Source organism: Burkholderia sp. Bp9090, assembly GCF_003857985.1.
GTDB lineage: Bacteria > Pseudomonadota > Gammaproteobacteria > Burkholderiales > Burkholderiaceae > Burkholderia.
Window position 1 is genome coordinate 101,624 of the sequence record NZ_QTPV01000013.1, and the last position, 16,971, is coordinate 118,594.

A 16,971-nucleotide genomic window follows, 5' to 3' on the forward strand; every position below is an offset into this window, starting at 1 on the left:
CTTGATGGTCGATCAAGCACCGATCCGCCTGAAAAACGGGATACGGCGCGGATGGTAAACGAAAACCGTTACGACATGTACATGCCGCCGTTCACGTGCAGCGTCGTGCCGGTGATATAACCGGCCTGCGGCGATGCGAGGAACGCGACGGCATGGGCGATGTCTGCCGGGCTGCCGAGGCGGCCGAGCGGAATCTGGGTCTTGAGCGCGGCCTGCTGTTCTTCCGGCAGCGTCTTCGTCATGTCGGTGTCGATGAAGCCCGGCGCGACGCAGTTCACCGTGATGCCACGGCTGCCGATTTCACGTGCAAGCGCACGCGTCATGCCCGCGACGCCGGCCTTCGCGGCCGCGTAGTTGACCTGGCCCGGGTTGCCGGCCGAGCCGACCACCGACGTGATGTTGATGATGCGGCCGCCGCGGGCCTTCATCATCGGGCGCAGCACCGCGCGCGACAGGCGGAACACCGACTTCAGGTTGGTGTCGATCACCGCATCCCAGTCCTCGTCCTTCATCCGCATCGCGAGCTGGTCCTGCGTGATCCCCGCGTTGTTGACGAGCACGTGGAGCGCGCCGAATTCCTTCACGGTCGCGTCGATCAGCGCTTCGGCTGCCGCCGCGTCGTTGACGTTCAGCACCGCGCCGCGGCCCGTCACGCCCGCTTCCGCGAACCCGGCGGTAATCGCGGCGGCGCCCGATTCGCTCGTCGCCGTGCCGATCACCGTCGCGCCCAGGCGCGCGAGTTCGAGCGCGATCGCCCGGCCGATGCCGCGCGATGCGCCGGTCACGATCGCGACCTGTTTATCGAGAGTCTTTTCCATGAATCGAATATCCGTCTCTTGAGGAAAGGCGCCGCGTCAGGCGGTCGCCAGCTTCAGTGCTTCGTCGAGCGAAGCCGGATCGAACACCGATGCGCCGACCAGGTTGCCGTCGATGCGCTTCGTCAGGCCTGCCAGCACCTTGCCCGGACCGCATTCGATCACGTGCGTGACGCCCGTGCCCGCGATGTGCCGCACGCATTCGACCCAGCGCACCGGGCCCGCGGCCTGGCGCACCAGCGCGTCCTTGATCGCGGCCGGATCGCTGACCACCGCGACGTCGATGTTGTTGACGACCGGAATCTGCGGCGCCTTCACGTCGACGTTTGCCAGATAGTCGCGCAACTGGTCCGATGCCGGCTTGAGCAGCGACGAATGGAACGGCGCCGATACCGGCAGCGGCAGCGCGCGTTTCGCGCCCTTCGCCTTCGCGATCTCGCAGGCCTTCTCGACGGCCGCCTTCGCGCCCGCGATCACGACCTGCGCCGGCGCGTTGAAGTTCACGGCTTCGACGACGCCCGCTTCCGCGGCTTCGGCGCACACCGCGCGCACCGTGTCGTCATCGAGACCCAGGATCGCCGCCATGCCGCCCTGGCCGACCGGCACGGCCGTCTGCATCGCCTGCGCGCGGAAGCGCACGAGCGGCACCGCGTCCTTGAACGCGATCGCGCCCGCGGCGACGAGCGCCGTGTATTCGCCGAGGCTGTGGCCCGCGACGATCGACGGTGCCGGACCGCCGGCCTGCTGCCATGCGCGATAGCACGCGTAGGCGGCCGTCAGCATCACGGGCTGCGTGTTGGTGGTCAGATTCAGCTCTTCGGCCGGACCTTCGGCGATCAGCTTGCCGAGATCCTGATTGAGTGCATCGGATGCTTCCTGGAGCGTCTCGCGCACGACGGCGAGATCGGCGAATGCGTTGAGCATGCCGACCGACTGCGAGCCCTGCCCCGGAAAAACGAATGCGAATTTCATATCGTCCCCAATTGAATCGATTCGGACGGCGCGCACGAACGGCGCGCCGGTTCGGGATCCGCGCGCAGCAGTTGCGCGCCGCGGATCAGTAGCGGAAGACGGACGCGCCCCACGTGAAGCCGCCGCCGACGCCTTCGATCAGCACGTGCTGACCGCGCTGGATGCGGCCGTCGCGCACTGCGGCGTCGAGCGCCAGCGGGATCGACGCAGCCGACGTGTTGCCGTGCTGGTCGACCGTCACGACCATGCGCTCCTGCGGCAGGCCGAGCTTGCGGCAGGTGCTGGTCATGATGCGGATGTTGGCCTGGTGCGGAATCAGCCAGTCGACCTGCTCGGGCGCGAGATTCGCCTTGGCGAGCGCCTCGATCGCGACCTTTTCGAGCACGTTGACCGCGAGCTTGAACACGGCTTGCCCATCCATGTACAGGAACGCGCTGCCGTCGATCACACCGCGATTGACGTTGCCCGGCGTGCAGAGGATGTTCGAATAGCTGCCGTCCGCGTGCAGCGCGCTGCCGAGCACGCCCGGCTCTTCCGAGGCGGACAGGATCACCGCGCCCGCGCCGTCGCCGAACAGCACGCAGGTCGTGCGGTCCTTGAAATCGAGAATGCGCGAGAACGTCTCCGCGCCGACGATGAGCGCCGTGCGGTGCTGGCCGCTGCGGATGAAGCTGTCGGCCGTCGCCATCGCATAGGCGAAGCCCGAGCACACGGCCTGCACGTCGAATGCCGCGCCGCCGTTCTTGATGCCGAGCTTGTTCTGCAGCAGGCAAGCCGTGCTGGGGAACACGAAATCGGGGGTCGAAGTCGCGACGATGATCAGGTCGATCGACTGCGGATCGATATCGGCCGCCTCGATCGCACGGCGCGCCGCTTCGAGCGCGAGATCGCTCGTCGTGACGTCCGGTGCGGCGAAATGGCGCGCATGGATGCCCGTGCGCGCAACGATCCACTCATCGCTCGTCTCGATGCCTTCCTTCGCGAGACGGTCGGCGAGCTGCTGGTTCGTGACCCGGTCGGGCGGCAGGTAGCTGCCCGTGCCGAGCACGCGGGAATAGAGAGTCGATTGGGCCATTTATGCTTTAGAGGATTGCGCAGCGGAAGGTTCGGCGTGGTGGCCTGCGGCCGGGCTCGTCGGGCCTGCGCCGCCCGCGTCGTGTTCGCCGTCGCCGAGCGACACCGAATTGTCCGCCATCGCACGCGTGAGGCGCTCCAGCACGCCGTTTTTGACGGCATCATAACCCCGTTTGATCGCCCACTCAAACGCGTAGGCGTCGGCCGAACCGTGGCTTTTGATCACGAGGCTCTTCAGCCCCAGCAGCGCCGCGCCGTTGTACTGGCGGTGATCGACGCGCTTCTTGAAACGCATCAGCACCGGCAGCGCGAGCAGCGCCATCAGCTTCGACATCAGCGACCGGCCGAACTCCTCGCGGATGATGTCGGACAGCATCTGCGCGAGCCCTTCGGACGTCTTCAGCGCGACGTTGCCGACGAAGCCGTCGCAGACGATCACGTCGACCGTGCCTTTGTAGATGTCGTTGCCTTCGACGTTGCCACGGAAATTCAGCGTGCTGGCGCGCAGCAGTTCGCCGGCGCGCTTGATGGTCTCGTTGCCCTTGATGACCTCTTCGCCGATGTTCAGCAGGCCGATCGTCGGACGCTCCTTGCCTTCGAGCGCGGCGACGAGCGCGTGTCCCATCTCCGCGAACTGCAGCAGGTGCTGCGGCTCGCAGTCGACGTTCGCGCCGAGGTCCAGCATCATCGTGTAGCCGGTCGGGTTCGGCAGCGCGAACGCGATCGCGGGCCGCTCGATGCCGGGCAGCGTCTTGAGCACATAACGGGAAACGGCCATCAGCGCGCCGGTGTTGCCGGCGGAAATACAGGCCTGGGCCGCGCCTTCCTTGACGTGGTTGAGCGCGACACGCATCGAAGAATCCTTCTTCTTGCGCAGCGCCACTTCGACAGGGTCGTCCATCGCCACGACTTCGGTGGCGGGCACGATGGTCAGCGCGGGATCGTCGAGGGCTTTCAGCTTTTTCAGCTGAGCGCGGATCGCGCTTTCGATGCCGACGAGCATCAGGTGCGCATCGGGATGCGCGCGGACGAACTTGACTGCCGCGGGAACGGTCACGGACGGGCCGTGGTCGCCTCCCATGCAATCGATTGTGAGCTTTACGGTCATGGAATGCGACGAATTTCAGGCACAAAAAAGCGGCAGTTGAATGCCGCCTTTTTGTTGAGCCAGGAAAGTGTCAAGCGAACCAGTTGTCACGCGAACGGCGATCGTAGCGCGCAACGCGTGACTTGACGCTTAGTCGTTCTTCGTCTTGACGACTTTCTTGCCGCGATAGTAGCCGTTCGGGCTGACGTGGTGACGCAGGTGCACTTCACCCGTGCTCGGCTCGACTGCCAGCGGCGCTGCCGTCAGGAAATCGTGCGAACGATGCATGCCGCGCTTCGACGGCGACTTCTTGTTTTGCTGGACTGCCATGACTAACTCCTAAATAATTTTCCGGATTCTAACACAGCCCGATCCGGCGCTTAACTACCCTGGCCCAAAGCCCTTACGCCTTCCCGCGCCACAACTGCTTAGTGTTTCTTGCTGCCGTCCCCGTCCTTCTTCAGCGCTTCCAGCGCTGCGAACGGATTCGGCCGTTTGCCTTCGTCCTCGTCTTCGGCGGACTCGTCGTCCGCGTCTTCCGAAGGACCGCTCGCACCCGACACGAGGCTTTCGTGAACTGCCGGGCAAACCTCGTGCTTGGGCACGAGCGGCAACGAAAGCAGCAATTCCTCTTCGATCAAGTCGACGAGATCGAACTGGCGTGAGCCCACGATCACATCGGCTTCATCGTCGTCGAGCGGAAATTCTTCAGCTTCTTCTTCGGTCGCAACGACCCGGTACGTCATGTCGACGTCGAACGTCTGGTCGTACGGGGTCATGCAGCGCTGACACGTGAGCCACGCATGGCCATGCACCGCGAGGCGCAGATACGGCTGCTGCCCTTCGGCGCCGTCGTCCTGCAACTCCTTCTGGGTGAACCCTTCAGCCTGCCACGTGAAGACCGTGTCGCGATCGGGCGCGTCCGCCGGCACTTCGTTCAGCATGCGCTGCAGTTGCGACAGGCGCACGGCACCCGCTGCCTGCCGCCCGCTGCGGGCGAATTCGAACAGATCGACCGCGTGCGGATCAAGCGCTGCCGCAGGCTTGCCAGAAGAAGTGTTCATGTTGCGCTCCTGCCTACAGGCTGACTTGCGGGATCCGGCTTGCTGGCGCCACTCATTTGACGCCGCGCACGTACGCGATCCACGCCACGTACGCCTCGCACGATTACGTACTTTACTTCCGAAGACCCGGCAGGCGCCACCACTGCGGAAAGCCTGCCGACGAAAAGCGGGAAAGCATACCTGTTTTACCTTTTGCGGTCAATCACTTATGCTTGCGCCCTTGCAACACCGCGCCACACCCGACGACTCACCGACCCAACCGACCATGCCGGATACCGTTTGCCGCCCGCCGCGGCTGATTCTCGCCTCCAGTTCCCGCTACCGCCGCGCGCTCCTCGAGCGCCTCGGCCTGCCGTTCGACGTCGTGTCGCCCGACCTCGACGAAACCCCGCTCGCGGGCGAAGCGCCGGCCGCGACCGCGCTGCGCCTCGCCGGTGCGAAGGCGCGCGCGGTCGCGGCGACGATCGACGCGCCGGACGGCGTGCTCGTGATCGGGTCGGACCAGGTCGCGACGTTCGACGGCCACCAGATCGGCAAGCCCGGCACGCACGAGCGCGCGCTCGCGCAGCTGCTGTCGATGCAGGGCCGCGACGTCGAATTCCACAGCGCGCTCAGCCTTTACGACAGCCGCACCGGCGAAACGCAGAGCGAGGACGTCGTCACACACGTGCGCTTTCGCTCGCTGCCCGAAGCCGAACTCGATGCGTACCTGCGCGCGGAAACGCCGTACGACGTCGCCGGCAGCGCGAAGTCCGAAGGGCTCGGCATCGCGCTGCTGGATGCCATCGACTCCGACGACCCGACGGCGCTCGTCGGCCTGCCGCTGATCGCGCTCACGCGGATGCTGCGCGCCGTCGGTTATCCGCTGTTCGCCGCACCCCAAGGAGACCGCGCATGACCGCCGGCACGCTCTATCTCGTCCCGAACACGCTCGGCGAGGGCGACGCATCGATGCTCGCCGCCGTGCTGCCCGCCGCCGTGCAGGCGCGCGCCGGCACACTCGGCTATTACATCGGCGAAAACGCGAAAACGACCCGCGCGTTCCTGAAGAAGATCGGCGCGACGCGGCCGATCCAGGAAATCGAGATCAGCGAACTGAACGTCAATACGCCGGCCGGCGCCATCGACCGGCTGCTCGCGCCCATACTTGCCGGCGCGGACGCCGGCCTCGTGTCGGAGGCCGGCTGCCCGGCCGTCGCCGATCCGGGCGCGCTGCTGGTGCGCCGCGCGCACGAGCGCGGCGTGAAGGTCGTGCCGCTCGTCGGGCCGAGTTCGATCCTGCTCGCGTTGATGGCGTCGGGCCTGAACGGCCAGAGTTTCGCGTTCAACGGCTACCTGCCGGTCGATGCGGCCGCACGTGCGAAGCGCTTGCGCGAACTTGAGCAACTGTCACGCAAGGCGCGCCAGACGCAGATCTTCATCGAGACGCCGTACCGGAACCAGGCGATGCTGGATACGCTGGTCGCGACCTGCGCGCCGTCGACGCAAATCTGCGTCGCGGCCGACCTGACCCTCGAGACCGAGACGATCGCCAGCCGCTCCGTGGCGGACTGGAAAAAGACGCCTGCGCCGAATCTGCAGAAGCGCCCGGCCATCTTCCTGCTGCTCGCGAACTGAAGCCGGCGGCCGCGCGACACGGGGCGCCCTGCCCCGTTCGCCGCGGCGCCGGCTGGCCGCCGCTCAGCGCAGGCTGAACGACGTGCCGCCCGCGGTGAGCGCCTTCATCGCGGCACCGCCGACCGCCGCGCCGAACTTGCGCGCGACGCGGTTCGTCAGGCTTTCCTTCACCGTATAGTCGACGAGATCCGGCGCCTTCAGCACGTCGCGCGCGACCGTGTCGGTCGTGCCGTAGCCGTCGGCGAGTCCGAGCTCGACGCTCTTTTCGCCGGTCCAGAACAGCCCCGAGAACATGTCGGGCGTTTCGTGCAGCCGCTTGCCGCGGCCGTCCTTCACGGCCTTGATGAACTGCGCATGGACCTGGTCGAGCAGCGCCTGCGCGTGGGCATCCATCTTCGGCGTCTCGGGCGAGAACGGGTCGTAGAAGCCCTTGTTTTCGCCCGACGTATGCAGGCGGCGATCGACGCCGAGCTTGCCCATCAGGCCCGTGAAGCCGAACCCGTCCATCAGCACGCCGATCGAGCCGACGATGCTCGCCTTGTCGACGAAGATCTTGTCGGCGGCGGACGCAATGTAATAACCGCCCGATGCGCACATGTCGGTCACGACGACGTACAACGGCTTGTCCGGATACTTCTTGCGCAGCCGGCGGATCTCGTCATAGACCATCCCGGCCTGCACCGGGCTGCCGCCCGGGCTGTTGATCCGCAGCACGACGCCGGCCGTGCCGCTGTCGTCGAAAGCAGTATCCAGCGCCGTGTTGATGTCGTCGGCGTTCGCGTTGGTGCCCGCCGCGATCTCGCCGTCGATCGTCACGAGCGCCGTGTGGCGCCCGCTCGCCGAGAATTTCGAGTCGCTCGAGAAATCGATCAGCGCGAACGCGAGCAGCACGAACACGCCGAGGAACGCGAAACGGAAGAAGATCTTCCACCGCCGCGCGGCGCGCTGTTCCTTGACGGCCGCGAGCGCGATCCGCTCGAGCGCCGCGCGCTCCCAGTTCGGTTCGCGGCTGTCGGAACGGGACGAGGAATCAGGAAGGTTCGGTTGGTCGGCCATGCAGTGGTGTCGTCAGTCGGTCGTGGCGGGAGGGGGCGAAGCGGCGGGACCCAAGTCGGCATCCGGTAGCCAGAATACCGCACGCCCGTCCGGCGTGTCGCGCTCGTCGACCTCGACCGGCCGCAGGCGGCCGCCGCGGCACGGGCCGCCGACGCACTTGCCGGTATCCGGCGCGTAGATCGCGCCGTGCGTCGCGCACATCAGGTACAGGCCCGACGACTCGAAGAACTGCCCTTCGGCCCAGTCGAGCTCCATCGGCACGTGCGCGCAGCGGTTCAGGTAGCCGTATGCACGGCCTTCGTAGCGCACGAAGAACACGACCGCCTGCTCGCCGCGCAGCGTCGCATCGACGCGCACGCCGGCACCGCCGTCGGCCAGCGCGTCCGATGCGCACACGCGCACGGCATCCGGCGCCGCGCTCATGCGTGCTCCCGCAGCCACGCGGCCAGTGCGCCGACGTCCGGCGCGACGAAGCGCGGTGTCAGCGCGGCCAGCGCATCGGCCGTGTGCGCGCCGTACGCGACGCCGATGCCGGCCGCCCCCGCACTCGCGGCCATCTGCAGGTCGTGCGTGGTGTCGCCGATCATCACGGTACGCGCGAGATCCTGCCCCAATTCACGGGTCAGTTCGTGCAGCATTGCCGGATGCGGCTTCGAGAACGTTTCGTCCGCGCAGCGCGTCGCATCGAACAGGCTCGTGAGCTTCGATTGGTCGAGCACGCGGTTCAGCCCGACCCTGCCCTTGCCGGTCGCGACCGCGAGCAGGTAGCCGGTATCGCGCAATTCCGCGAGCAGTTCGCGCACGCCGGCGAACAGCTCGATGCGCTGATCGTCCAGCAGGTAGTGATAGCGGTAGCGTTCGGCCAGCCGCGGATAGTCGGACGGATCGAGGGTCGGAGCAGTAATCTGCAGTGCATCGCGCAGGCCGAGGCCGATGACGTAGCGGGACGCCTCGTCCGACGGCGTGGGCAGGCCGAGATCGCGGCAGGCGGCCTGGATGCTGTGCGCGATGTGCGCAGTCGAATCCATCAGCGTGCCGTCCCAGTCGAAGACGATCAGATCAAATTGCTGTCGGGCCATGCGAGTCAGGCGGTATCGCGCAGAGCGCGGAGTTGATCGAGGAAGCGCCGGCATTCGTCCGGCAGCGGCGCATCGAACTGCAACGCCTCGCCGGTCAGCGGATGCGCGAGCTTGAGCCGGTGCGCATGCAGGAACATCCGCTTGAGCGACGGTTGCGCGTTCGCGCGCGCCAGCGCCTTGTTCAGTGCGAAATCGCCATACTTGGCGTCGCCGGCGATCGGCAGGCCGAGATGCGCGAGGTGCACCCGGATCTGATGGGTCCGACCCGTTTTGAGTTCCGCCTCGACCAGCGCGTAGTCCGGCCAGCGCTCGATCAGGTTGAACACCGTGTGCGACGGCAGGCCATCGTCCTGTACGCGCACGCGCCGCTCCCCTTCCGGGGTCGAATACTTGAACAGCGGAGCCTTCACCACGCGACGGCGGCCCCAGTCGGGCTGCCATTCGCCGTATCCGCACGCGAAGTAGCGCTTGTCCATCCGGTTCTCGCGGATCTGCTCGTGCAGGCCGACGAGCGCCGTGCGCTTCTTCGCGAGCATCAGGATCCCGGAGGTCTCGCGGTCGAGCCGGTGCACGAGTTCGAGGAATTTCGCGCGCGGGCGGGCCTGGCGCATCTGTTCGATCACGCCGAACGCGACGCCGCTGCCGCCGTGCACGGCGACGCCGGCCGGCTTGTTGATGACGAGCAGCGCGTCGTCTTCGTACAGCACCTCGAACTGCGCGGGCGGCACGATCGGCGTGTCGGCGCGCGCGAGGTCGGCCGCCGCCACCCGCACGGGCGGCACGCGGACGAGGTCGCCGAACGCGAGACGGTACTGGGCGTCGACCCGACCCTTGTTCACGCGGACTTCGCCGCTGCGCAGGATCCGGTAAATATGGCTTTTGGGCACGCCTTTACAGACGCGCAACAGGAAGTTGTCGATCCGCTGACCGGCCGAGTTTTCGTCGATCTGGATCATCGATACCTGGCCGCTTGCGACTGAATTCTGGGATATTTTGCCTAACTCATTCATACTGAATATAATTTTGCCCAGCCTGACGTTGAGGGTGGCCTGACAGGCCGGTCCCGACGGAATCGGGCAAGGCGCAAGCGCAAACCGTTATTTTACTTGCGCCGGGGGTCTGCTGCTCGCCCCTAATCAAAGAGATGCAGCAAGTTGCACGCACGGCGCCGGCCGTCGGCAAGGATCGCGCCCACAGGCGGATTCGGTCGACCAGGCGCCGCGGTAACGGAAAGTTGGTTGAAAAGAATTTGATCGGCAGCCCGACGGCGCGAGGTGCGTCCGCAGGCTGCCGGTTGCGAAAATTACGGCGTTGCGCCCGATTTGGCCCCGCGAAGCGTGCGGGGCTTGGCGACGTCAAACCAGGGAAGTACACCCCAGGCGGGAAAGTCGGGCTGGATTCGATACTCCCCGCTGCGGCCCAAGCCGCAGCATCTGCCGCCCGTCGGCGCGCGCGACGCATTGCGCGCGCCCCGTGGCAGTGCCCCGGTCTCAGGCTTAGCGCGCTTTCGCAGCGTGCGGTGTGTGGACGCCGTGCTTTGAAGCCGTGTTCGCAGGTGCCCTATGGCCGCCGGCCCCGTCTTTCGGGCCCAAGCGCCTCTTCAGGCAATTCTCCCCGCCATCCTTCCCGCTCCAGCGTGCTTGTGACAACACAACAAGGTGCGGCCTGCCGTCGTTCCCGCCCTCGCGACTGACAACCGCGAGGCGCCGGCAGCAGAGCCGCCTGGAGTCGTTCATGAAACGCATGCTGTTCAATGCGACGCAGCAGGAGGAGCTGCGCGTCGCCATCGTCGATGGGCAAAAGCTCATCGACATCGACATCGAGACAGCCGGGCGCGAACAGCGCAAAGGCAATATCTACAAAGGTGTCATCACGCGCATCGAGCCGTCGCTCGAAGCGTGCTTCGTCAACTACGGCGAAGACCGCCACGGCTTCCTGCCGTTCAAGGAAGTCGCCCGCCAGTACTTCAAGGAAGGCATCGACATGCGCTCCGCGCGCATCCAGGATGCCCTGCGCGAAGGCCAGGAGTTGATCGTCCAGGTCGAGAAGGAAGAGCGCGGCAACAAGGGCGCCGCCCTCACGACCTTCATCTCGCTCGCCGGCCGCTACCTCGTGCTGATGCCGAACAATCCGCGCGGCGGCGGCGTGTCGCGCCGGATCGAAGGCGACGAGCGTCAGGAACTGCGCGAAACCATGGCGCAGCTGCAGATTCCGGACGGCATGAGCATGATCGCCCGCACCGCGGGCATCGGCCGCAGCGCCGAGGAACTGCAGTGGGACCTGAACTACCTGCTGCAGCTGTGGCGCGCGATCGAAGCGGCGTCGCAAAGCGGCAATGCCGGCCAGCCGATGCTGATCTATCTGGAATCGAGCCTCGTGATCCGCGCGATCCGGGACTATTTCCAGCCCGACATCGGCGAAATCCTGATCGATACGACCGAGATCTACGATCAGGCCCGTGCGTTCATGGACATCGTGATGCCGGACAACGTGTCGAAGGTGAAGCGCTACCACGACGACGTGCCGCTCTTCTCCCGCTTCCAGATCGAGCACCAGATCGAGACCGCGTACTCGCGCACGGTGCCGCTGCCGTCGGGCGGTGCGATCGTGATCGACCACACCGAGGCGCTCGTCGCGATCGACGTGAACTCGGCGCGGGCGACCAAGGGCGCGGACATCGAGGAAACGGCGACCCGCACGAACCTCGAAGCGGCCGACGAAGTGGCCCGCCAGCTGCGCCTGCGCGACCTCGGCGGCCTGATCGTCATCGACTTCATCGACATGGAGTCGGCGAAGAGCCAGCGCGAAGTCGAGCAACGCCTGAAGGACGCGCTCAAGCACGACCGTGCGCGCGTGCAGATGGGCAAGATCTCCCGCTTCGGCCTGATGGAACTGTCGCGCCAGCGCCTGCGTCCGGCCCTGTCGGAAGGCAGCCACGTGACGTGCCCGCGCTGTAACGGCACGGGCCACATCCGCGATACCGAATCGTCCGCGCTGCAGGTCCTGCGGATCATTCAGGAAGAAGCGATGAAGGAAAACACCGCGGCGATCCATTGCCAGGTGCCGGTCGAGGTGACCGCCTTCCTGCTCAACGAAAAGCGTCAGGAAATCAACAAGATCGAGTCGCGCTTCAAGGTCGGCATCGTGCTGATCCCGAACAAGCACCTCGATACGCCGCATTACAAGCTCGAGCGCCTGCGCCATGACGACGCGCGCCTCGACGATCCGCGCGCGTCCTGGAAGATGGCCGAGGAAGCCGCCCGCGAACTGGAGTCGGAAACCGGCTACAGCAAGCGCGCGGCCGACGTGAAGCCGAAGCAGGAAGCGGCGGTCAAGGGCATCACGCCCGAGCGTCCGGCGCCGAGCCCGGCACCGCAGCGCCCGGTCGAGCCGGTTGCGGCACCCGCACCGGTCGCCGCGGCGAGCGGCGGCTTCATCGGCTGGCTGAAGGGTCTGTTCGGCATGTCGCCGGCCCCGGCGCCCGCGCCGGTCGCACCGGCACCGGCAAAGGAACAGGCTGCCCGTCCGGCCCGCGAGCGGACCGAGAAGACCGAGCAGCGCGGCGGCGATCGCAACCGCAATCGTCGTGGCGGCGCCCAGCAGGCTCAGGGTGGTCGCGACCAGGCAGCGGCAGGCCGTGGCCAGTCGCAACGCCAGGAACGCGAAGGCAAGGAAGCGCGCGAGTCGCGTGAACCGCGCGAGGGTCGCGAACCGCGTGAAGGCCGCGAGCCGCGCGAAAGCCGTGAAGGTCGTGAGGGCCGCGAAGGTCGCGAGGGCCGTGGCCCGCGCGAAGGCCGCGAACCGCGCGAGCCGCGTGAAAGCCGTGAGCCGCGCGAACCGCGCGAGAACCGCGAACCGCGCGAGCGCACCGAGCAGCCGGAAGCCGTCGAGGCAGCCGGCCGCGGCGAGCGCCAGGAACGCGGCGAACGTCGCGAGCGCGGTGAGCGCCGCAAGCCGACGCAACACGCGGCTACGCTCGAGACCGTCACCCGTGGCGAGAACCATCCGGAAGCGGAAGCCGACCAGGCCGCAGCCGTCGCCCTGCCGGGCGCCGATGTCGCAGCCGACGCGGAAGCCGGCGCACGTGACGGCGAGGAACGTCGCCGCCGCCGCCGCGGTCGCCGCGGCGGTCGTCGCGAGCGCGAGGACGAAGGCGCAGTCGTCGACCACGCCGAGCAAGGCGCGGACGGCGAAGCCGTGCAAGCTATGACGACGGAAGCCCCGAGCGCGGTCGAGCCGGCCCATACGGCCGCACCGGTCGCCGTGGCAGCGGTCGCCGCAGCGGGCGCCGTGGTAGCCGAGGCCGCAGTCGAACAGCGTGCCGAAGCGGTCGAGCCGGCCGTGGTCGAGCCGCAACCGGCACCGGTTCGCGTCGAAGCGACGCCGGTCGCGCCGATCGAGCCCGCCCCGGTCGCACCGGTCGCCGAATCGGTACCGGTCGCGCCGGCCGCTGCTCCGGAAGCCGGCCCGGCACCGGTCGCGGTGTCGCCGACCGATGCGTTCGAAGTGCCGGCTGCCGTCGAAGCGCCGCAGTCCGCGCCCGTCGAGCAAGCCGCACCGGCACCGGTCGCCGCGGTTGAAGTCGCTCCGGCACCGGTCGCCCCAGCACCGGTCGCGCCGGCAGCCGTCGAACCGGCTCAGGTCGAACCGGCCCCGGTCGAAGCCGTTGCCGCGCCCGCGCCGGCGCCGGTTCAACCGGCCGCTGCGCCCGCTTCGGCGAGCCTCGACGTCGTGCTGGAACAAGCCGGCCTCGTGTGGGTGAACACGGATGCCGACAAGTTCCGCGCTGCCCAGGAAGCCGCGTCGCGCCTGCCGCGTCCGGCCCGCGTGCCGCGCGAGCGCAAGGCGCTGCCGCCGGTCGATACGACCCCGATGCAGCAGGTCGAGACGTCGCACCATTAAGCGGCGCATCGCCCGACCAGGAAAAGCCCGCCTCCGGCGGGCTTTTTCATGTCCGCGCTGCGGGTTTCCGCCCACCGGCCCGGCCGGCCGCTTGCGGCTAAAATAGAAGACTGGCTCGCACTTCTTTCAACATGTCCCGACGCATCATTCCCCTCGCCGACGTCAGCGGGATGCCGGATATCTCCGGCGTCGCGCATACCCCTGACGGCGCCCTGGCCGACACGTTCGCCAGGCCGCTGCGCGACCTGCGCATCTCGGTGACGGATCGCTGCAACTTCCGTTGCGTGTACTGCATGCCGCGGGACGTGTTCGACAAGGACTACCCGTTCCTGCCGCACAGCGCCCTGCTCACGCACGAAGAGATCGAGCGCGTGGCACGGCTGTTCGTCGCACACGGCGTCGAAAAGATCCGGATCACCGGCGGCGAGCCGCTGCTGCGCAAGAACCTCGAGTTCCTGATCGAGCGCCTCGCGCGCCTGACGACCCACGACGGCCGCCCGCTCGACCTGACGCTGACCACCAACGGCTCACTGCTCGCGCGCAAGGCGCGTGCGCTGAAGGATGCCGGCCTCACACGCGTGACGGTCAGCCTCGACGCGCTCGACGACACGCTGTTCAAGCGCATGAACGATGCCGACTTCGCGAGCGCCGACGTGCTCGACGGCATCTTCGCCGCGCAGGCCGCGGGCCTCGCGCCGGTCAAGGTCAACATGGTCGTGAAGCGCGGCACCAACGACCGCGAGATCCTGCCGATGGCCAAGCGCTTCCGCGGCACCGGCGTGATCCTGCGCTTCATCGAATACATGGACGTCGGCACATCGAACGGCTGGAACATGACCGAAGTGCTGCCGTCCGCGGACGTCGTCGCACGGATCGCCGAGCAGTTTCCGCTCGTGCCGCTCGAGCCGCACACGGCGGCGGAAACCGCGCAGCGCTGGGGCTATGCGGACGGCAGCGGCGAAATCGGCGTGATCTCGAGCGTGACGCAGGCATTCTGCGGCGACTGCACGCGCGCGCGGCTGTCGACCGAAGGCAAGCTGTACCTGTGCCTGTTCGCGTCGACCGGCCATGACCTGCGCGCACTGGTGCGCGGCGGCGCGAGCGACGCCGAGATCGCGACCGCGATCGCCCGGATCTGGCAGGCCCGCACCGACCGCTACTCGCAGCTGCGCGGCAGCGCGGCCGCCGACGCCGCGCCCGACGGCGCCGGCAAGCGCGTCGAAATGTCGTACATCGGCGGCTGACGCGCGCCGCCCGCCCCGCTTTCCCGCGATGTCCGCTTCCGCCTCGCCTTCCATCACCGGCCTGCTGCTCGCGGGCGGGCGCGCGACGCGCATGGACGGCGCAGACAAGGGCCTGCAGCTGCTCGACGGTACGCCGCTCGCGCTGCACGTGCTGCGCCGGCTCGCGCCGCAGGTCGACGAGACGCTGATCAGCGCGAATCGCAACGCCGCGCGCTACGCCGAACTCGGTGCGCCGTTCGATGCGCGCATCGTGCCGGACGAAACCCCCGATTTCCCCGGCCCGCTCGCGGGCCTGCTCGCCGGCATGCGCGCGGCGCGCGCACCGCTCGTCGTGTGCTCGCCGTGCGATACGCCCTATTTGCCGGCCGACCTCGTCGCGCGGCTGCACGCGGCACTCGACGCGCAGCAGGCCGACATCGCGATGGCGGTGACCGTCGACGCGCACCACGCGCGTTCGCCGCAGCCGACCTTCGCGCTGCTGCGCGCGTCGCTCGCCGACGATCTCGCGGCCAGGCTCGCGGCCGGCGAGCGCAAGGTGCGTGCGTGGTACGCACGCCACAAGACGGTCGAAGTCGAGTTTCGCGACGAGCGTGCGTTTTACAATGCCAATTCCTGGCAGGAACTTGCCGCGCTTGCCCGCCGCTGACGGCACCGGCATCCGTTCCCGCCCGCCGCATGCGCCTTCGCGCTTCGGCGCCCTCCGCGCGCCACCGGCCACGAACCCGATACGCCTTGCGGCGCAGTCCGACTGATGATCACGCAATCCTCGCCCGCCTCCCGAACCGCACCCGATTCCGCGGCCCCGCTGTCGCTCGCCGATGCGCAGGCGCTCGCGTGCCGGTTCGCGGTGCCGGTCGACGCGTGCGAAACGGTGCCGCTGCATGACGCCCTCGACCGCGTGCTCGCGGCCGACGTGAATGCGCCGTTCGACATTCCCGCATACGACAACTCGGCGATGGACGGCTACGCATTCGACGGCAGCGCAGTCGCGCTGGCAGCGGCCGCCGACATCGCGCTGACGGTCGCCGGCACGGCACTCGCCGGCCATCCGTTCGATGGGGCCGTGGTGCCCGGCACGTGCATCCGCATCATGACCGGCGCGGCGATGCCGGCCGGATGCGACACGGTCATTCCGCAGGAACGCGTGCGCGTCGACGGCGACGTCATCCGCTTCGCCGCACACGAGGTCGCGCGCGGCGCAAACTGCCGCCGGGCCGGCGAGGATCTCGCGCGCGGCGCCTGCGCGCTTGCCGCCGGCCGCATCCTGTGCCCGTCCGATCTCGGCCTGCTCGCATCGTTCGGATTGCGCGAAGTCACGGTGCGCCGCCGCGTGCGCGTCGCCGTGTTCTCGACCGGCGACGAACTGCGCGAACCCGGCGAGCCGATCGGCCGCGGCACGCTGTACGACAGCAATCGCGGGATGCTGGTCGCGATGCTCGAAAGGCTGCACATCGACGCACTCGATCTCGGGATCGTCCGCGACGATCCGGCCGCGCTCGAACGCGCATTGCACGATGCGATCGCCGCACAGGCCGACGCGGTGATCACGTCCGGCGGCGTATCGGTCGGCGAAGCCGATTTCACGCGCGACGTGATGGCGCGGCTCGGCGACGTGACCTTCGCGAGCCTCGCGCTGCGGCCCGGCCGGCCGCTCGCGTGCGGCACGCTCGCGCACACGGGCGACGGCCGCGTGCTGTTCTTCGGATTGCCCGGCAATCCGGTCGCCTCCGCCGTGACGTTTTACGCGATCGTGCGCCCCGCGCTGCTGACGCTGGCCGGCGCGCATGCGCCGCCGCCGGCGATGTACACGGCACGCAGCACGCAGGCGCTGAAAAAGCGTCCGGGCCGTACCGAATACCTGCGTGCGATCGCGACGCGCGCCGCCGACGGCCAGTGGCACGTCGCGCCGGCCGGTTCGCAGAGTTCCGCATCGCTGAGCGGCCTCGCGGCCGCCAACTGTTTCATCGTCCTGGGCCACGATTCCGCGGCAGTCGACGCGGGCGCCCCGGTCGACATTCTGCCGCTCGACGGCCTGATCTGAATTCCAATCGGTATATTTCT

Annotated in this window: 16 protein-coding genes; 6 read left to right on the forward strand and 10 right to left on the reverse strand. The window is 68.0% G+C overall.

The genetic code is table 11. The features are described 5' to 3' along the window. Window positions 1-68: 68 nt before the first annotated feature. From fabG to DIE16_RS15035, 6 genes are all read right to left on the reverse strand, one after another. Window positions 69-818, reverse strand: coding sequence for a 3-oxoacyl-ACP reductase FabG (gene fabG, locus DIE16_RS15010; RefSeq protein WP_044844773.1), 750 nt, complete (start codon window positions 816-818; stop codon window positions 69-71). Between the two features lie 36 nt (window positions 819-854). Then, a complete protein-coding gene (fabD, locus tag DIE16_RS15015; RefSeq protein WP_124892560.1) occupies window positions 855-1,787 on the reverse strand; it encodes an ACP S-malonyltransferase in 933 nt (310 codons plus the stop codon). Between the two features lie 85 nt (window positions 1,788-1,872). Next, the gene (locus tag DIE16_RS15020) at window positions 1,873-2,862 is read right to left on the reverse strand and encodes a beta-ketoacyl-ACP synthase III (RefSeq protein ID WP_044844775.1); all 990 of its coding nucleotides are present in this window, start codon (window positions 2,860-2,862) and stop codon (window positions 1,873-1,875) included. Next, window positions 2,863-3,969, reverse strand: coding sequence for a phosphate acyltransferase PlsX (gene plsX, locus DIE16_RS15025; protein ID WP_044844776.1), 1,107 nt, complete (start codon window positions 3,967-3,969; stop codon window positions 2,863-2,865). It abuts the gene before it with no gap. Window positions 3,970-4,098: 129 nt separating this feature from the next. Then, window positions 4,099-4,278: a 50S ribosomal protein L32 gene (gene rpmF / locus DIE16_RS15030; protein ID WP_006051932.1), complete on the reverse strand. Its 180-nt coding sequence runs from the start codon at window positions 4,276-4,278 to the stop codon at window positions 4,099-4,101. Window positions 4,279-4,376: 98 nt separating this feature from the next. Next, window positions 4,377-5,012 (reverse strand): DUF177 domain-containing protein, encoded by a 636-nt coding sequence (locus DIE16_RS15035; protein WP_124892562.1) that lies wholly within the window; start codon window positions 5,010-5,012, stop codon window positions 4,377-4,379. Between the two features lie 265 nt (window positions 5,013-5,277). Here DIE16_RS15035 and DIE16_RS15040 point away from each other — a divergent pair, with 265 nt between their 5' ends. Together DIE16_RS15040 and DIE16_RS15045 are read left to right on the forward strand one after the other, a co-directional pair. Continuing rightward, window positions 5,278-5,910 carry a Maf-like protein gene (locus DIE16_RS15040; protein WP_124487459.1) on the forward strand — a complete coding sequence of 211 codons (633 nt, stop codon included), beginning with the start codon at window positions 5,278-5,280 and terminating at the stop codon, window positions 5,908-5,910. Beyond that, window positions 5,907-6,629 (forward strand): SAM-dependent methyltransferase, encoded by a 723-nt coding sequence (locus DIE16_RS15045; protein ID WP_124892563.1) that lies wholly within the window; start codon window positions 5,907-5,909, stop codon window positions 6,627-6,629. Before DIE16_RS15040 ends, DIE16_RS15045 begins: the two co-directional genes overlap by 4 nt. A 63-nt stretch (window positions 6,630-6,692) precedes the next feature. On the opposite strand, the gene DIE16_RS15050 is transcribed toward DIE16_RS15045, so the two are convergent. From DIE16_RS15050 to DIE16_RS15065, 4 genes are read right to left on the reverse strand one after another with little or no spacing between them, the layout of a single operon-like run. Continuing rightward, window positions 6,693-7,685: a S49 family peptidase gene (locus tag DIE16_RS15050; protein WP_124487461.1), complete on the reverse strand. Its 993-nt coding sequence runs from the start codon at window positions 7,683-7,685 to the stop codon at window positions 6,693-6,695. Between the two features lie 12 nt (window positions 7,686-7,697). Beyond that, the gene (locus DIE16_RS15055) at window positions 7,698-8,108 is read right to left on the reverse strand and encodes a Rieske 2Fe-2S domain-containing protein (RefSeq protein WP_124487462.1); all 411 of its coding nucleotides are present in this window, start codon (window positions 8,106-8,108) and stop codon (window positions 7,698-7,700) included. After that, window positions 8,105-8,764, reverse strand: a complete 660-nt coding sequence (locus tag DIE16_RS15060) for an HAD-IA family hydrolase (protein WP_044844782.1) — start codon at window positions 8,762-8,764, stop codon at window positions 8,105-8,107. The genes DIE16_RS15055 and DIE16_RS15060 overlap by 4 nt, the downstream gene beginning before the upstream one ends. A 5-nt stretch (window positions 8,765-8,769) precedes the next feature. Further along, window positions 8,770-9,774 carry an RluA family pseudouridine synthase gene (locus tag DIE16_RS15065; RefSeq protein WP_124892564.1) on the reverse strand — a complete coding sequence of 335 codons (1,005 nt, stop codon included), beginning with the start codon at window positions 9,772-9,774 and terminating at the stop codon, window positions 8,770-8,772. Between the two features lie 724 nt (window positions 9,775-10,498). Here DIE16_RS15065 and DIE16_RS15075 point away from each other — a divergent pair. The 4 genes from DIE16_RS15075 (at window position 10,499) to glp (ending at window position 16,951) form a co-directional block, all read left to right on the forward strand. Next, window positions 10,499-13,666, forward strand: coding sequence for an Rne/Rng family ribonuclease (locus tag DIE16_RS15075; protein WP_124892594.1), 3,168 nt, complete (start codon window positions 10,499-10,501; stop codon window positions 13,664-13,666). Window positions 13,667-13,797: 131 nt separating this feature from the next. Continuing rightward, window positions 13,798-14,910 carry a GTP 3',8-cyclase MoaA gene (gene moaA / locus DIE16_RS15080; protein ID WP_124892566.1) on the forward strand — a complete coding sequence of 371 codons (1,113 nt, stop codon included), beginning with the start codon at window positions 13,798-13,800 and terminating at the stop codon, window positions 14,908-14,910. A 28-nt stretch (window positions 14,911-14,938) separates the two neighbouring features. Then, the gene (mobA, locus tag DIE16_RS15085) at window positions 14,939-15,556 is read left to right on the forward strand and encodes a molybdenum cofactor guanylyltransferase MobA (protein WP_124487466.1); all 618 of its coding nucleotides are present in this window, start codon (window positions 14,939-14,941) and stop codon (window positions 15,554-15,556) included. 105 nt (window positions 15,557-15,661) lie between these two features. After that, window positions 15,662-16,951: a gephyrin-like molybdotransferase Glp gene (gene glp / locus DIE16_RS15090; protein WP_124892568.1), complete on the forward strand. Its 1,290-nt coding sequence runs from the start codon at window positions 15,662-15,664 to the stop codon at window positions 16,949-16,951. Window positions 16,952-16,971: the final 20 nt, after the last annotated feature.

What these genes read in the sequence shown, in the direction of transcription:
- fabG (WP_044844773.1), bottom strand. Translation starts at nt 818, where the DNA reads ATGGAAAAGACTCTCGATAAACAGGTCGCGATCGTGACCGGCGCATCG.
- DIE16_RS15045 (WP_124892563.1), top strand. Translation starts at nt 5,907, where the DNA reads ATGACCGCCGGCACGCTCTATCTCGTCCCGAACACGCTCGGCGAGGGC.
- moaA (WP_124892566.1), top strand. Translation starts at nt 13,798, where the DNA reads ATGTCCCGACGCATCATTCCCCTCGCCGACGTCAGCGGGATGCCGGAT.
- DIE16_RS15065 (WP_124892564.1), bottom strand. Translation starts at nt 9,774, where the DNA reads ATGAATGAGTTAGGCAAAATATCCCAGAATTCAGTCGCAAGCGGCCAG.
- DIE16_RS15040 (WP_124487459.1), top strand. Translation starts at nt 5,278, where the DNA reads ATGCCGGATACCGTTTGCCGCCCGCCGCGGCTGATTCTCGCCTCCAGT.
- DIE16_RS15055 (WP_124487462.1), bottom strand. Translation starts at nt 8,108, where the DNA reads ATGAGCGCGGCGCCGGATGCCGTGCGCGTGTGCGCATCGGACGCGCTG.
- DIE16_RS15060 (WP_044844782.1), bottom strand. Translation starts at nt 8,764, where the DNA reads ATGGCCCGACAGCAATTTGATCTGATCGTCTTCGACTGGGACGGCACG.
- DIE16_RS15020 (WP_044844775.1), bottom strand. Translation starts at nt 2,862, where the DNA reads ATGGCCCAATCGACTCTCTATTCCCGCGTGCTCGGCACGGGCAGCTAC.
- plsX (WP_044844776.1), bottom strand. Translation starts at nt 3,969, where the DNA reads ATGACCGTAAAGCTCACAATCGATTGCATGGGAGGCGACCACGGCCCG.
- fabD (WP_124892560.1), bottom strand. Translation starts at nt 1,787, where the DNA reads ATGAAATTCGCATTCGTTTTTCCGGGGCAGGGCTCGCAGTCGGTCGGC.
- rpmF (WP_006051932.1), bottom strand. Translation starts at nt 4,278, where the DNA reads ATGGCAGTCCAGCAAAACAAGAAGTCGCCGTCGAAGCGCGGCATGCAT.
- glp (WP_124892568.1), top strand. Translation starts at nt 15,662, where the DNA reads ATGATCACGCAATCCTCGCCCGCCTCCCGAACCGCACCCGATTCCGCG.
- DIE16_RS15075 (WP_124892594.1), top strand. Translation starts at nt 10,499, where the DNA reads ATGAAACGCATGCTGTTCAATGCGACGCAGCAGGAGGAGCTGCGCGTC.
- DIE16_RS15035 (WP_124892562.1), bottom strand. Translation starts at nt 5,012, where the DNA reads ATGAACACTTCTTCTGGCAAGCCTGCGGCAGCGCTTGATCCGCACGCG.
- DIE16_RS15050 (WP_124487461.1), bottom strand. Translation starts at nt 7,685, where the DNA reads ATGGCCGACCAACCGAACCTTCCTGATTCCTCGTCCCGTTCCGACAGC.
- mobA (WP_124487466.1), top strand. Translation starts at nt 14,939, where the DNA reads ATGTCCGCTTCCGCCTCGCCTTCCATCACCGGCCTGCTGCTCGCGGGC.